The 13905-nt window shown below is 46.7% G+C and carries 12 protein-coding genes and 6 pseudogenes; 14 read left to right on the top strand and 4 right to left on the bottom strand.

Annotated features, from left to right (window positions below):
- Nucleotides 1-88 precede the first annotated feature (88 nt).
- The 6 genes from KCG39_RS27450 (at nt 89) to KCG39_RS27425 (ending at nt 4696) form a co-directional block, all read left to right on the top strand.
- Nucleotides 89-817, top strand: coding sequence for a fimbria/pilus periplasmic chaperone (locus tag KCG39_RS27450; protein ID WP_211811666.1), 729 nt, complete (start codon nt 89-91; stop codon nt 815-817).
- A 47-nt stretch (nt 818-864) separates the two neighbouring features.
- Nucleotides 865-1461 (top strand): fimbrial protein, encoded by a 597-nt coding sequence (locus tag KCG39_RS27445; protein ID WP_228299447.1) that lies wholly within the window; start codon nt 865-867, stop codon nt 1459-1461.
- Between the two features lie 8 nt (nt 1462-1469).
- Nucleotides 1470-1988 (top strand): fimbrial protein, encoded by a 519-nt coding sequence (locus KCG39_RS27440; protein ID WP_228299446.1) that lies wholly within the window; start codon nt 1470-1472, stop codon nt 1986-1988.
- Entirely contained in the window at nt 1985-2503 is a 519-nt protein-coding gene (locus KCG39_RS27435; protein WP_211811660.1) for a fimbrial protein, read from the top strand. Before KCG39_RS27440 ends, KCG39_RS27435 begins: the two co-directional genes overlap by 4 nt.
- Nucleotides 2504-2519: 16 nt before the next feature.
- Nucleotides 2520-3053: a fimbrial protein gene (locus tag KCG39_RS27430; protein ID WP_211811659.1), complete on the top strand. Its 534-nt coding sequence runs from the start codon at nt 2520-2522 to the stop codon at nt 3051-3053.
- A 626-nt stretch (nt 3054-3679) separates the two neighbouring features.
- Nucleotides 3680-4696 carry a hypothetical protein gene (locus KCG39_RS27425; RefSeq protein WP_211811658.1) on the top strand — a complete coding sequence of 339 codons (1017 nt, stop codon included), beginning with the start codon at nt 3680-3682 and terminating at the stop codon, nt 4694-4696.
- Nucleotides 4697-4885: 189 nt separating this feature from the next.
- On the opposite strand, the pseudogene KCG39_RS27420 reads toward KCG39_RS27425, so the two are convergent.
- Nucleotides 4886-5996, bottom strand: a pseudogene (locus tag KCG39_RS27420) (IS3 family transposase).
- Between the two features lie 444 nt (nt 5997-6440).
- Nucleotides 6441-6923: pseudogene (locus KCG39_RS27415) on the bottom strand (integrase core domain-containing protein); the annotation flags it as partial.
- 263 nt (nt 6924-7186) lie between these two features.
- On the opposite strand from KCG39_RS27415, the pseudogene KCG39_RS27410 reads away from it, so the two are divergent.
- Nucleotides 7187-7621 (top strand): annotated as a pseudogene (locus tag KCG39_RS27410) (transposase family protein); the annotation flags it as partial.
- On the opposite strand, the pseudogene KCG39_RS27860 reads toward KCG39_RS27410, so the two are convergent.
- Nucleotides 7616-7714: pseudogene (locus KCG39_RS27860) on the bottom strand (transposase); the annotation flags it as partial. The pseudogenes KCG39_RS27410 and KCG39_RS27860 overlap by 6 nt on opposite strands.
- Before the next feature lie 475 nt (nt 7715-8189).
- Here KCG39_RS27860 and KCG39_RS27405 point away from each other — a divergent pair.
- The 4 genes from KCG39_RS27405 (at nt 8190) to KCG39_RS27390 (ending at nt 11532) form a co-directional block, all read left to right on the top strand.
- A complete protein-coding gene (locus KCG39_RS27405) occupies nt 8190-8459 on the top strand; it encodes a type II toxin-antitoxin system TacA family antitoxin (RefSeq protein WP_048264996.1) in 270 nt (89 codons plus the stop codon).
- A gap of 7 nt (nt 8460-8466) precedes the next feature.
- Entirely contained in the window at nt 8467-8994 is a 528-nt protein-coding gene (locus KCG39_RS27400; RefSeq protein ID WP_211811657.1) for a GNAT family N-acetyltransferase, read from the top strand.
- Between the two features lie 83 nt (nt 8995-9077).
- The gene (locus KCG39_RS27395) at nt 9078-9941 is read left to right on the top strand and encodes a hypothetical protein (protein ID WP_211811656.1); all 864 of its coding nucleotides are present in this window, start codon (nt 9078-9080) and stop codon (nt 9939-9941) included.
- 455 nt (nt 9942-10396) lie between these two features.
- A protein-coding gene (locus KCG39_RS27390) for an IS3 family transposase (protein WP_208431119.1) occupies nt 10397-11532 on the top strand; the annotation gives its coding sequence in 2 pieces (ribosomal slippage) (nt 10397-10643 and nt 10643-11532; 1137 coding nt in all).
- 68 nt (nt 11533-11600) lie between these two features.
- Here the strand turns inward: KCG39_RS27390 and KCG39_RS27385 are convergent.
- Nucleotides 11601-11927 (bottom strand): annotated as a pseudogene (locus KCG39_RS27385) (helix-turn-helix domain-containing protein); the annotation flags it as partial.
- A gap of 213 nt (nt 11928-12140) precedes the next feature.
- Between KCG39_RS27385 and KCG39_RS27380 the strand changes: the two are divergent.
- From KCG39_RS27380 to KCG39_RS27370, 3 genes and pseudogenes are all read left to right on the top strand, one after another.
- Nucleotides 12141-12488, top strand: coding sequence for a hypothetical protein (locus tag KCG39_RS27380; protein ID WP_142884384.1), 348 nt, complete (start codon nt 12141-12143; stop codon nt 12486-12488).
- A gap of 114 nt (nt 12489-12602) precedes the next feature.
- Nucleotides 12603-13077, top strand: a pseudogene (locus KCG39_RS27375) (transposase); the annotation flags it as partial.
- Between the two features lie 99 nt (nt 13078-13176).
- Nucleotides 13177-13887: a hypothetical protein gene (locus tag KCG39_RS27370; RefSeq protein ID WP_211811655.1), complete on the top strand. Its 711-nt coding sequence runs from the start codon at nt 13177-13179 to the stop codon at nt 13885-13887.
- Nucleotides 13888-13905: the final 18 nt, after the last annotated feature.

The raw sequence follows: 13905 nt of genomic DNA, 5'->3' as shown, positions 1-13905 counted from the left end.
AGGTGTTTTATAGTGAAGAGATATTAACGTAATGAAAAACATTAAATCCAATATACCTAAGAACCAGGGATTTTATAACAGGGTTTCTATGATGCTGGTTTCCAGCGTCTTGGGTATGACCTGTCTCAGCTCAGCACAGGCCGCGATCGCGCTTGACCGTACTCGTGCCATTATTTCTGGTAATGAAAAATCCATCAGTCTGAATATTAGCAACGAAAACAAGCAACTGCCTTACTTGGCGCAGGGATGGATTGAAAATGACAAAGGGGAAAAGATCACCTCCCCTTTTACCGTATTACCGCCCGTACAGCGTATTGAACCAGGGGCTAGAAGTCAGGTAAAAATCCAGGTGCTTCCGGATGTGGCTAACCTGCCAAAGGATAGAGAGTCGGTATTCTATTTCAATCTGAGAGAGATACCGCCAAAAAGTGATAAGCCGAATACCTTACAAATTGCGCTGCAAACCCGTATCAAGCTGTTCTATAGGCCAGACGCGATTGTGCCAACCCGGGAGCAAATGGCTAACCCGTGGCAAGAGAATCTGACCTTAATCAAAGAAGGGGATCAGTATAAAGTCAACAACCCGACGCCGTATAACGTCATTCTAGTGGATGCCATGCCGAAGAAAGACGGCAAAACGGTAGCCGGTTTTGAACCGATTATGATTGCGCCGAAAAGTAGCCAGCCACTGCGTGTGAGCGCCAGCGCATTGGGGAACAGCCCGGTGCTGACCTATATCAATGACTACGGCGGTCGTCCAACCCTGTCTTTCAACTGCCAAGCCAATCAGTGCCAGGTTGTGACTGCAAAGAAGTGATGGCGCTACAAAGATAATTAAACCTCTTGTGCGACACAGGGATGAACATGAACGGTAATTTTAGCTATTGGCAAGCTGCGGTGGTACTGATTCTACTCTCCCCGTTGGCACAGGCAACCGAACTCGACAAAGTAGAAAGCTGGTATGTAGGCGGTGCGCACGGAGTGTTACAGGTGCAGGGGGCGTTAACTGTAAGCGCATGCCGTCTGGATATGTCCTCGGCCTTACAGACTGTGGATCTGGGTAATGTGGATACGGGGAAGTTGCAGCAGGTTGGCAAACAGGGCATGCCAATTGCAGTGCAGTTGCGGCTGGAGGATTGTTTTATTAGTGAGAGCCGTAATCATGAGCAATTGGGCAATCAGTTGTGGAGCCCAAATATGCCAGCTATGAGGCTCCGTTTTGTGGCCCCGGCTACCGCTGAAAATCCTCTACTGATAGCGGTTTCTGGTGCCAAAGGGCTCGGATTGTTGATAAGCGATCACCGTAATGTCCCCATTACTCCGGGGGTGTATAGAGCACCAACGCTGGTTTCATCAGGTCAAAACGAGTTGACTTATTACATAACCCCAGTGCGAACCTCAGCCGGGTTGGATGCAGGTGCTTATTGGGCTCAGATCCAGTTTCATCTGAGTTACGACTAGGAGCTGCCATGCGATTACCACTGAACTTTATACACCAAGTCGGTGTAATGTGCCTGTTGATGACCGCGCAGGTGATGAGCCTGCCGCAGAGTCAGGCCGCTACGGCAAATCTTAATTTAACGCTGACCATTCACTCGCCACCGGAATGTACGTTGAATAATAACCAGCAGCAGGTTGTGCATTTTGGCGATATCTTGCTGACTCGCATTGACGGTAATAACTACAAACGCCTATTACCATTAAGTCTGAAGTGTAACAATCTGGCGAAAAATGACCTCAGAATGACCTTGCAGGGCGATGCAACCACATTTAGTAGCAATGGGGCATTAAAAACCAGTAATGACAAGTTGGGAGTGGTGTTTTATGTCAACAACACCCGGCAGGCTATTAATCAGCCGTTTGACATAAATTACACCACCCTACCAACGCTAGAGGTGGCCCCTGTTAAGAATACAGCGGCCAGTTATCTTGATACGGATGGTGGATACTTCAGTGCATTCGTGACACTCAAGGTTGACTATCAATGATTAACATCCTACGCAGTTGGTGTGTGCAAAGGTTGAGCGCGTGCGTACTGGCCGGAGTGATTTTCAGCCCGCTAGCGGAGGCTGACTGGAAGATTGACGGTACACTGATTATTCCCCCTGTGTGTCAGTTGGGGCAGCAGGACCCGCTCAGGGTAACGTTTGGCAAGGTCGGGGTCCGCAAAGTGGATGGTATTACTTTTAAAAAGGAAATCCCGTATCAGATTGACTGCCAGGGTGACATGAGCCATCCGTGGGATGTCACGCTTACCTTTGGCGGTACTCCGGCAGGGGCTGGCTTTGACAATGCCACCTTGAGTACGATAACACTGCTTAACAGCGGCAAGTTGGGAATTCAGATCCAGAAAAATAGTCAGCCGTTGGAGTTGAACAAGGCGTTTGCGATCGATGTTGGTTCACCACCGATCCTGTCTGCTGTTCCGGTAAAACGGGCGAGCACCGAACTGGTGGGCGACGATTTTACCGCCACCGGTACGCTGACCATTGCGTTTCAGTAAAACCAAGAGGGCTGTCATGACAGCAATTCAAAGCTACAGATGTGCGCTGTCGCTGCTGCTGGCAGGGCTGGTGTCAACCTGTGTGGCCGATACGGTAAATTTTGACGGCACGCTGATCGAAGACACATGTGAGATTTATCCAGGTGATGAGGCAGTAGAGCTGGATTTTAGTACGCTTCTTGACAAGTACCTGTATCTGAATACCCGTACCCACAGCGAGCCGTTTACGATCCGGTTGATCAACTGTGATTTGGCGATCGGACGTGAGGTCAAGGTCACTTTCAGCGGTACGGCCAGCGGTGCGTTGCCGGGGTATTTAGCACTGGGCAGTAGCAGTACGGCCAAAGGCGTAGCGATTGGGCTGGAGGACGGCGCGGGTGAACTGCTGGCGATCAATAGCAGCAAGTATATCCAGCAACTGCGGCAAGGTAACAATAACACGCTTACTCTGAAGGCGTTTGTGCAGGGAGAACCTTTGGCACTACAGAATAAATCCATCCAGCGTGGTGCGTTTACCGCAACGGCGACCTTTACGTTGGAATATGAATAGCGAAGGATAGCCCGGAGTCGATAGCGTGATCGTATCGCAGCGCCAGTCAATGAATGGGGCGAGCATAAATGAATACAGGCATAGTCATATCATCGAAAGACTGGTGTGGGAGCATTAATACCGTTGGTTTACTCATCAACATCGCCATACGCACGCAAATGCGGATATCTGTCACCTGGGATTTCACTGGCATACTCAATGCACTTATAGCAGTAAGTGAACAACGGTAATTATTGGCTTATGCCTGTGCAGCTGAACGATACAGAACGCAATTCAATGGATATGCGGTCGCAAGTGATGGGTTGGTGTTGGAATAGTTGAGTCTTTGGATTATGCCGTACCTCCCCGGCAACCTACGGTCGTCATTTGAAAAGTCATGGGTTCGGCTGAGTCTTCCAATCAAAATCGGTATGCGTTTTTTACCGATATTCGTGGGTATTGTACGCACTTTTCAAAATAACGCTTATTGGCATGATTGTTTACGTGCATTAAGCATCCGGTCAATAGAGGTTCGCTGACTTAATATATGCATTACAGTGTGGAATGGTATGGAGAGCTTTTTATGCAGACATCTGGGATCGCGCGAACATGCTCTTTGACCCCGTAGGTGGAAGGTTGATATTTTTATGAGTTATTTATCCCTTACTTATGAGAATAAAAATGAAAAATTTAAATACCAAAAAAGGAGCAAAAACATGAAACAAAATAGGTTTCTGCCGTGCATGTTGTATTTCCTGCGTTCCTGGTTTCTTCTGTGTGCTGCTCTTATTGTACCCACAACCTCTCATTCGGCTGTTGTGTTCTCGTACGTTGGTACACCACATTGGTTTGAGGGGAAAGGGATATCACAATTTGAACCTGCTCCAGATACCGCAGCTGCAGTGTGTAATAGTGAGATTTGTAATTACCAACTGCGCGGTTTGTTACCGCCAGGTAAGTACACACCGGATGGCTATAACAACGTTGTGGGTTTGTTTAACTCGAGTAAATCGCTTGGTGCATGTCCTCTAGGTATCGATCCTGTTCCTGACACTGGTACTCTGGTACTTAGTGAAAAAAACAAAAATATATTAGCATCATTGCTGGAAGAACGTTTTGCTTCCGGAATCAGATTTAACTATTCCGGTAGTGGATCAAACTACTTTTTGTCCAGTTCGGTAGCGCGATATGAAGCCTCACAATCGATAACAATATTCTGTAATGCACCAACCACTAGAGGAGGCACCCGTAGAATAAACAGTTCGTTTTATTATCAGTATGTTTTTGACGGTGTCCCGCCAGGGCAAACCGCGTCCGTATGTACCTTCGGGGGAAAGGACCTGTCTCTGACATTTGAGTCCATTTCCGCTTCTGTTTCGATTGAGAAAACCGTTCCTCTGTCCGTGATCTGTGGGTCAGGTATTCCGGTGAACTATAGGCTCTCTCTGTCGAGTGCGCTCTCATACAATGGTCAGTTGTCGTTTGGGAATGGTGTATACGCATCTGTCAGCTTCAATGGCACTCCGCTTCCAGTTAACGGTGACTGGATCCGACTCGTTGAACTCCGTTCAGGGACGAATAACCTAAAGGTTTCGTTAACCGGATCTGCGTCAACGCCAGGGGTTTCAACTGCGACGGGTGTCCTCCTTCTTGAGATACTATAGGTTGCTTTGGATTATGCGGCTCCGATAGAGAACAACCACTAATATATATTCATACTTGCAGATTCTGGCTCAGTTCGTCTCGCTATACATAAAGTTTTTGATAAATTTTACAATGTCCAAAGATGATCTCAGTAAGAAAGTTGATGCAAAAGGTGGCAAGTATTATGTGATCATGTAAGCAGACCCGTTTTAGTTCCACGCACTTTTTGAGAGTACCGGCTTTTCGGCCATCAGCCGGTATTCTTCCGGCGTCAGGTTATTCAGGGATTCATGGGGCGCTCGCTGTTATATTCAGCCAGCCAGCGCTCTGTAATTTCACGTGCTTCGTTCAGTGTTCTGAGCAGATAAAAATCCAGTATTTCTGTCCGGTACGTCCGATTGAATCATTCGATAAAGGCATTCTGTGTTGGCTTGCCGGGCCTGATAAATTCCAGCATCACACCATGCTCTTCTGCCCATTGTGCCAGCGTCAGCGAGATCAGCTCCGGACCGTTATCCATCCGCATCTTCAGCGGATATACGCGGTTTGCCACGATTCTGTCCAGCACCCTGACAACCCGCTGCACCGGGATATTCAGGTCAATTTCGATCACCAGCGCTTCCCGGTTATAATCATCCACCACGTTGAAGGTCCTGAAACGTCTGCCACAAACCAGCGCATCGTGCATAAAATCGATGGACCAGCTCTGGTTCATCGCCTCTGTTGTTGCCAGCGGAGCCGGATTGCGCACCGGCGGGCGCTGTTTTCCCTTACGGCGATAATTCAGTTTCAGCAGGCAATAAATCAGGTGAACGCGCTTATGGTTCCAGCTTTTGCCCTGCCTGCGAAGGACCTGAAAAAGCTTTTTAAATCCGTATCGCGGATAGCGTTCAGCCGCCACGGTCAGCGCCATCATTACCGGCTCATCCCGTCGCGTATCCGGCTGATAACGAAATACCGTCCTGCTCAGCGACAATGTCCTGCATGCCTGACGTAAGCTCATGGCAAACTGTGCGGTCAGATAGGTGACCAGCTCACGCTTTATCGCTGGTTTTAAAGCTTTTTTTCAATAACGTCTTTCAGGGCGCGGCATTCGAGGCTCAGGTCCGCAAACATCTGTTTCAGCCTGCGGTTTACATCCTCAAGGTCCTTCATCTTTTTGATATCAGAGGCTTCCATACCGCCGAACTTCGCTTTCCAGTTGTAATAGCTGGCTTCGGAAATACCGGCTTCGCGGCAGACATCCTTAACGGTACGTCCGGCTTCGACAGACTTCAGGACGGCGATGATCTGGTGTTCGGTGCATCGGGCTTTGCGCATGGCGATCTCCTCTAGGGATATATTCAGTATGCCGGAAGATCTCTAAATGTGAATGGTCCGGTTTACCAGGATGCTTACAGAGCTACCTGGTCATAATCTGATGTATCCGACAAAGTAGGTGTCCACCAAATGTTACCGGGCACCACAGAGTGAATTACCCTGAGTTTGATCACACCTTGTTATCACTAATTCTGTTAGTTTTAGATTAAAAGCTAGCGTAAATTGTTTATCTACAAAGGTTATAGTCCGGAGATGTAGGATTTTAAATAATGAAAACGGTGGCGGCGAGGAAGAAGGCTGGTCCATTTTTGTATGAGCGTTGGTTTGAAGGGGGGGGGCTGTGTACGACTGCGACTTTATGACAATCAGCGCTCATTCGAAAGTGTTCAAAATTGAAGCAGTTAAACAGGTTTTTTGACCTGCCCTCAGTATTAGATACAACGATCAGTTAGTAATGTCTGTTTGTTTACCTTCACATTTTCCATTCCGCCACCGAGCTGCAAACTCTGATGGCGTCTGATAATTCAGTGCTGAATGTGGACGACTTTCGTTATAATCCTGCCGCCAGTCATTAATGACTTTCCTTGCGTGAACGATATCACTGAACCAGTGCTCATTCAGACATTCATCGCGAAATCGCCCGTTAAAGCTCTCAATAAATCCGTTCTGAGTTGGCTTTTGAGCATGGGATTAAGCGCAGCTCAATCCCATGCTCAAAAGCCCATTTATCCAGTGCGCGGCAGGTAAACTCCGGCCCCTGGTCAGTTCTTATCGTCGCGGGATAGCCTCGAACAGTGCAATGCTGTCCAGAATACGCGTGACCTGAACGCCTGAAATCCCGAATGCGATGGTAATTGTCAGGCACTCCTTCGTGAAGTCGTCCACACAGGTCAGGCACTTGATCCTGCGACTGGTGGCGAACGCGTCCCTCATCCGAAAATTTTTCAGCTTCATTACCGGTACGATCTTCAGGTCGCCGGCTCTCAATCCAGCGGGTCTGTACTTCATGTGCTGTTCAGTTCATAACCCCTTAGTCCTTGCAGCGTTCGTGGATGACATCCTTGATTTTGCTGTCACGACACGATGAACACATCCGTTAATTATTTAAGAGATTGATATTTAACATAAAACGCATTAAGCGCACCAATGCTGTAACTCCAATATTCTTATGTCACTTTTGGGGCTGCTGATCTCACCATGACTAGTTTGAAGGTCGTGCGCCAAAATGCTGCCTGCTTGTATTTATCGATGATGCCACCGGCCGCCTGATGCATTTGCGGTTCAGCGAGTCAGAAACAGCCTTTGACTACATGCTGGCAACCCGGGAATACATTGAGCAGCATGGGAAGCCGGTATCGCTGTACAGTGATAAACACGCAATATTTCGCGTCAGTGGCCCGGAGAACCGCAATACCACCGTTACCCAGTTCGGTCGTGTGCTCTATGACCTGGCAATCGAGCTTATTTGTGCTAACAGCTCTGAAGCTAAAGGCCGCGTGGAACGTGCGAATCAGACACTTCAGGATCGGCTGATCAAAGAAATGCGTCTGGAAGGTATTACCGGCATTGAAGCCGCGAATGAATGGCTTGCCACTTTCATCGCTGACTTTAACCGCCAGAATAGCGGCCTCACGGCAAACATCCTTGACGGTACGTCCAGCTTCGACGGACTTCAATACGGCGATGATCTGGTGTTCAGTGAATCGGATCTTGCGCATAGCGATCTCCTCAGGGGACATAATCAGTATGTCGGAAGATCTCTAAAAGTGAATGGCTCGTTTTGCCGGGATACTTACATTCTAACTGTCTGAATCAGTTGACATTTTAAGCTTGCAATAACAACATATGTAGTAGCTAACTTGAGATGTCCGTCTCGGGGGCAGCCCTTGCTGATGTTCCCTTGGATTGTTATCTAGATTGATGGCTGTGAGGATCGTGGTCCGGCCTGCATGCTGCTAGTTAGTGCTTATGCTGTAAGCAACTTCTCTCTCGAAAACAGTGAAAAAAGTTGGTTGCACATGTTGAGTATGCAACCCACAACCGCTATATTGTGTGTACGGAAATATTCCGTACACAATCTAGAACGTTTTGAATAGGTGATTAACCTAAGTATATACCGGTCGAGTGACCAACATAATGTAGTAATTAACTGTTTTTACAGAAGCCTGTGAGAACAGCTTGGAGAACAAATGTATGTCCGCACTGAGAAAGCAGCGCATAGATCTAAGATTAACTGATGACGACAAAAGCTTAATCGAAGAAGCCGCGGCAATGTCAAACCAGACTATTACACAGTTTGTAGTTGCCAGTGCCTCAGAACGTGCAGCGGAAGTGATTGAACAACATCGCAGAATGGTTCTAAACGAGGAGTCTTGGAACCTTGTCATGGATGCGATCGCAAACCCTGCTGCGCCGAATGAGCGGCTGAAGCGAGCAGCGAAGCGTCTACAAAAAATGAGGTAGCTTAAACGTGATGCAAGAGCTGGTGATAGAGATGATCAACGACGAATTTGACTATGACATAGGCGAATTCGATTGTGGAGAGGAAACATTAAATATATTTTTGAAAGACCATCTCAAGCGGCAGCATGATGGGCAAATTTTAAAAGGTTATGTATTAGTAACCAAAGAACAGAAGCCTAAGCTGTTAGGCTATTACACATTATCCGGGAGCTGTTTCGAGAGAAAAATGCTCCCGTCAAAAACACAGCAAAGAAAAATCCCTTATCAGAATGCGCCAAGCATTACTTTGGGACGCTTGGCTATTGACAAATCAATTCAAGGTCAGGGATGGGGTGAATTGCTAGTAACTCACGCAATGAATGTCGTCTGGGATGCATCTAAGGCCGTAGGAATATATGGTCTCTTCGTGGAAGCTCTGAACGATAAAGCTAAACGCTTCTATACCAGATTAGATTTCATACAGCTCGTTGGTGAGAATAGTAATCTGCTATTTTACCCGACAAAATCTATTGAAAAAATCTTTACCGAAGAGTAACTAGAGAAAGCCTCTTAATCTTCAGAGGCAGTTTTATATGCAACAACAATAAAATAACAACAGCTAAGATTAAGGTGGCTGAAATGTTAGAGTTTTTTAAAGAAATTTATGCTTCAGTAAAATCCAACTCTAGTGAAAGAGTTAAAAATTACTATATTGGAGCATTTATATTCTCGTGGCTCACTATTAATTGGAAATTTGTTTTAACGATACTTTTTAGTGAAAGTAAGATTGAAGAGAGAATAGATAAAGCAGCTTTTTATCTAACCACTGACAAGTATCTGACTCTCCCCTTTATTGTATCTTTTTCCATTTGTTTATTCCTGCCCATTATTAATATGATTATTGCTTACGCTCAAAGAAACCCTAATAAGTATTTACGCGGCGATAGTCATTCAATAAAGGTTAATAGACTGCAAAATGAAATTGAAACCGAAACACTGAGAGCTGAACGTGACATTGCATACCATAAAAAGAGCGTCAGTGAATCCCTTGAAGTTCAGACACTTCAAGCTCAAATCCAAGAGTCAAAGGACATAAGCTCTAAACTGAGTGAAGAAAACTCAGCATTAACTGAACAATTAAGCAATGTTAATAACCAAATAAGTATATATACGCAGGAAGTTGAAAATTTAAAAAAACAGCTTGTAAAATCAGAAGCGGCCAATGAAATTTTAGAGAAGAACACAAGAAAACTGCAGGCTGAAACGGTTAATTTAAGGACAATGCTCGATGATACCAAAGTTATTTTAGACGAAAAGAGAAAAGAACTTGAAGAAAATGAGAACAGATCCAAAATGGAGCGTGATAGTTTTTCTGCCGAATTATCACAATGGAGAAATAAAAATGAGGAATTACTAAAGGAAATGGATAAATTAAAAAGTGAGCATAAAAAAGGTGCTGCAGGAATAGGTTTAGGCGAAAGAGTTCAGACTAAAAAAAACTGATAGGAACAGTCATGCATCTGACTGCGAAATTAATCAATTAAAAACAACACTCGCGAAAAATGGGACGTCAAGCAAGACTAATGTCCGCCTGTGGGGGCCTGACTGCACCCTGATAAATGCACATCATCCGCCGGACGCTGAGCCTCGTAGTGGCAGGTCGACAGTAGTTTCACCCCAGAGCCACCTGAAAGCTTGAAGTTCTTGTCAGCATTTTCAGGTAAGAGCGGAGCAAAAGCAACAAGAAGAAAAATTAACAAAGCAGTGGTATAGAATACCGCTTTGTTAATCTGACTCTGAGACTTCTTTGGTAGTGTGCCATTTTCACTTATTTTATGTATGCCATTAATTGATAAGCTGGACTGACCCCGCCCCGGTAGACGATCCTGCCCTATAGTTTGGACTGACCCCGCCCCGGTAGACGATCCTGCCCTATAGTTTGAGCATAGGAGGAGCGTATGGGCACACCACGATTTACACCTGAATTTAAGGAAGAAGCCGTCCGTCAGATAACGGAACGCGGTTATTCCGTCGCCGAAGTTTCTGACCGGCTGGGCGTTTCAGCACACAGTCTCTATAAGTGGTTACGGGCTATTAAACCCGATAACAGCGAGCAGCATGCCCGTGATTTACTGGAAGCGAAAAGCGAGATCCTGAAGCTCAGGGCCCAACTGAAGCGCACTGAGGAAGAACGGGACATACTGAAAAAGGCCGCGCGGTACTTTGCAAGGGAGCCCGACTGAAGTACCGCTTTATCAATGAGCACCGCTCTGTATGGGGTGTCATGACGATGTGTCGGGTGTTGTGCGTTGCCCGGGCCGGGTTTTATGCGTGGCTGCATAACCCGGTCTCCGCGCGGGATAAAGATAACCAGCGTCTGCTGACGCTTATCCGTGACTCCTATTCACTGAGCGGAGGCGTATACGGTTACCGCCGGGTTCATGGCGACCTGAACGAAATCGGGGAAATCTGCGGTAAAAACCGGGTGGGCCGCATTATGCAACTGAACCGGATTAAAGCCGTGCGCGGCTATAAAGCTCCGCGTCGTATCGCTGGCCGACCTTCAGTGGTTGCGCCTAATCGTGTGCAGCGGCAGTTTACCGTTGTCCGGGCCAATCAGGTCTGGGTCACCGATATTACTTATATCCGCACCTGGCAGGGCTGGCTGTATCTGGCGGTGGTTATCGATCTCTTCGCCCGTAATGTGGTCGGTTGGTCGATGAAACCCACTCTCTCACGCGAACTGGCGCTCGACGCGCTGATGATGGCCGTGTGGCGTCGAAAACCGGACGGCGAGGTTATCGTACATAGCGATCAGGGCAGCCAGTACGGTAGTGACGACTGGCAGCGCTTCTGCCGGGCCAATAACCTGGCGCCGAGCATGAGCAGGCGTGGCAACTGCTGGGATAATGCGGTGGCCGAATCGTTCTTCAGTTCGCTGAAAAAAGAACGGATCAGAAAACGCATATATAAAACCAGGGATCTGGCCCGGGCGGATATCTTCGATTACATTGAAGTGTTCTACAACCGGACCCGGCGTCACAGCCACCTCGGCGGCGTCAGTCCGGAGGCCTTTGAACAGGCCTCGTCGTGAGGACAGGAAATGTCTACTGTTGTGGGGTCAGTCCAGGGATGAAATTCACCGTCATCTCGTCAGAGATATCAGCGCCTTCCTCCATCAGACCCTCGACTTTCAACCGCTGTCCGGCGGTAATCCGTCGGGGTTATACCGCTGATACGAAGAAACTCGCGATGAAAATTCGATTTGGTGGCAAAACCTGCTTCCAGCATCACTTCCGTTACCGGCAGGGTCGTATCCCGTAGAAGCTGCTGCGCATAGTCGATGCGCAAGCCGTTGATCCACTGTGAGACATTGCAGCCGCGCACTAGGTTGACCGCTTTTGAAATCTGCCGCGCGGGTACCCCGGTTTTTCTCGCCAGCGCATTCAGCGTCAGATCGGGATTCAGATACAGATTCTGCTCGTCAAGGTGTCGTGGTTAACGCCGGTAAGAGCTGACTGCAGTCGTAACCTTAGAAGAGAGAAGACAAAAAGGAGCCGATGGCTCCTTTTTCAATATTTTGAATTATGCTATATGCTTAAAGGCGGTCACTGCAGTATAAAGCAATACAACTCACATATCTGGCACTATGACAATTTAGTGAAAGATTAGTTAAACATACAAGTGATACAGGAGACTCATATGAGTATCGAGACCGCTGTAGAAAAAAGTAATGAACCATCTCCACCTATTTATATTCATTTGGAAGATGAGCAAGGAAACTGCGCATGTAATAACGATAAAAATGGTGGCATAAGAAAGGCTGATTTCGAGACTAAGATCGAGGATAATAAGCTTCATATTAACCTATTTGAGTATGGGGCCATGCCAATCATAGGTCCTGCAGATGAAATATCTGCAGTAAGGGTCCATGTTCGTGGGAAAAATGTTACTGTGTTTGCTATTTATAAAGATCCACAGCAGACAGCAACAATGGGTTGCTGCACAGGTTCTGGTTGTACTTGCTACGCTAGAGGCTGTTATTGCTAATAGTCATTCGTAGTCGTGGATGCGCATCCCACGACTACAATGTTATCTGTTCTTGTTCATTGTAAACACATATACAGTGAACAAAGGCAAAGACAATGGTAGGTAATTCCCCCGAAAAAGCAAACGGCCAGAGGAAAGCCTGGCTCACCCAAAACGGAAAAGGAACAAAAAGCATCGGCGAGGGTGCCCTGGCTGATATTCAGCAGCACGGATGAATTTAAGGCCTGTAAAATCATAAGGCTGTACAGCAGAAGAATGCAGATTGAACAGAATTTTCGGGATGAAAAAAGTGAGCGGTACGGCTTTGGCCTTCGGGCCAGCAGGAGTCAGAGCAGGGAGAGACTTCAGGTATTAAGTTTGCTGGTCACACTTTCCGGTATCATGCTCTGGTTGCTGGGTTATCATTGTTGAAAATAAAGGGCTTCATCTACATTATCAGGCAAACAGTATCAGGAAGCGGGGGGTTTTATACTTCCTGACACTGGCAGAAAATGTCTTACGACATTGCCCGAAAATCCTCAAACAGGTTGCTCCTGAAAAGATATTACGCCAGCTAATCAGCACCTACCGAAGTATGGTGCTGATTTTCTGGGGATCCCTCAGCCCTTTAGGAGCTCTTTTTTTCACTCAGCCCTTTTTCTCAGTGCTCTGATTCTTTATTGTTAGTCTCTTCTAACAAGAGACCACTATGAAATTACTACCATTAATTGACATTCTAAAAAAACCGTACTTGGTGCAACAGTATAAAGATCAACCTGAACACGCGATCACCACCCACTCTGGCCTTGTTTGTGCAGCTTTTTTCGACCCGCACATTGCACGTGTCATCGAGTCTCGCTTGGAGGATGACACGAACTATACATTTGCAAAACAGCAGATGACTTCGCCTTTGCCATGGTCTCTCAACTTGTACGCAATTTCTCACACGAACGTGTCAGATCCGCGGGTAAATGACTCCATTAATAGTGTTGGCGCTACGCTTAGCGATGGTCAGATCATATATCATGGGAGTACTGATATCCCTAGAACTATCTTCACTGCCCCGTTAACAACCAGACCACTGTCTACAACACTTTCTCCGGCAGTGGCTATAAATGAGCTTATTCATGATAGTAAGGCCTATAATGCTGAGCGTTATGTGATCTATATCCTTACTGTTAAAGACCCGAAAACAAATGTGTTTGTGTACCCAGATTCAGGCGCACCTGTTGAATTGCCTATTGATGCAGACCCCGACAGTAGTACGATGTTTGGAATGAATGAGCTGGAGATCTTATTCGCATCAGGTGCATGTGTTATCGTCGATACAGAGAAAAAGATCGGTTATGCAACTGCATACCATCACAGCAAGGCATCCAAAGAAGTCCCTGTTTATATTTGCCAGGGAACAATATCTTAGGTAAAAACCTAAATATAA

The sequence above is a fragment of the Klebsiella pasteurii genome (assembly GCF_018139045.1).
In the GTDB taxonomy this organism is placed as follows: Bacteria; Pseudomonadota; Gammaproteobacteria; order Enterobacterales; family Enterobacteriaceae; genus Klebsiella; species Klebsiella grimontii.
This window is presented reverse-complemented; position numbering and strand designations above follow the sequence as displayed.

Bases quoted from the DNA above. Each gene is read 5' to 3' on its own strand.
- KCG39_RS27450 (WP_211811666.1), top strand. From the start codon at position 89: ATGATGCTGGTTTCCAGCGTCTTGGGTATGACCTGTCTCAGCTCAGCA.
- KCG39_RS27445 (WP_228299447.1), top strand. From the start codon at position 865: ATGAACGGTAATTTTAGCTATTGGCAAGCTGCGGTGGTACTGATTCTA.
- KCG39_RS27440 (WP_228299446.1), top strand. From the start codon at position 1,470: ATGCGATTACCACTGAACTTTATACACCAAGTCGGTGTAATGTGCCTG.
- KCG39_RS27435 (WP_211811660.1), top strand. From the start codon at position 1,985: ATGATTAACATCCTACGCAGTTGGTGTGTGCAAAGGTTGAGCGCGTGC.
- KCG39_RS27430 (WP_211811659.1), top strand. From the start codon at position 2,520: ATGACAGCAATTCAAAGCTACAGATGTGCGCTGTCGCTGCTGCTGGCA.
- KCG39_RS27425 (WP_211811658.1), top strand. From the start codon at position 3,680: ATGAGTTATTTATCCCTTACTTATGAGAATAAAAATGAAAAATTTAAA.
- KCG39_RS27405 (WP_048264996.1), top strand. From the start codon at position 8,190: ATGTCCGCACTGAGAAAGCAGCGCATAGATCTAAGATTAACTGATGAC.
- KCG39_RS27395 (WP_211811656.1), top strand. From the start codon at position 9,078: ATGTTAGAGTTTTTTAAAGAAATTTATGCTTCAGTAAAATCCAACTCT.
- KCG39_RS27380 (WP_142884384.1), top strand. From the start codon at position 12,141: ATGAGTATCGAGACCGCTGTAGAAAAAAGTAATGAACCATCTCCACCT.
- KCG39_RS27370 (WP_211811655.1), top strand. From the start codon at position 13,177: ATGAAATTACTACCATTAATTGACATTCTAAAAAAACCGTACTTGGTG.